We start from the raw sequence: 379 nt of genomic DNA on the forward strand, positions 1-379 counted from the left end.
CAGCCGGTCCTCCGGCCGTGCCCGGATCTCCTCGACGATCCTGGCGGCGCGCGCATCGAGCCACAGCCAGCCCTTGGCCACCGGTTCGCCGGCCTTGTCGATCAGCCAGGTGCCGTCGCCCTGCCCGGTCACCGCGCTGGCGATCACCCGGCTGGCGAGGTCCGGCACCTTGTCGGCCAACTGGCGCAAGGTGGTCGCCGTATCGGCCCAGGTGCGCGCCAGGTCCTGCTCGGCGCCACCGCCCGGCAGCGTTTCGTAGCGATTCGCCAGCGCGGTGGCCGCGATCTGCCGGCCCGCCCTGTCGAAGGCGACGGACTTGATGACAGACGTGCCGGCGTCGATGCCGATCAGCACATCCCGCATCAGGCAAGCTCCATCC

1 protein-coding gene is annotated in these 379 nt (G+C 71.5%); it reads right to left on the reverse strand.

Features of this window, described 5'->3' with window-relative positions; translation table 11 throughout:
• Positions 1-363 (reverse strand): FGGY family carbohydrate kinase (locus EOA29_RS40985; RefSeq protein ID WP_245468910.1); only part of this gene is annotated, 363 nt, incomplete at its 3' end.
• Between the last annotated feature and the right edge of the window lie 16 nt (positions 364-379).

This window comes from Mesorhizobium sp. M1E.F.Ca.ET.063.01.1.1 (assembly GCF_003998155.1).
Taxonomy (GTDB): domain Bacteria; phylum Pseudomonadota; class Alphaproteobacteria; order Rhizobiales; family Rhizobiaceae; genus Mesorhizobium.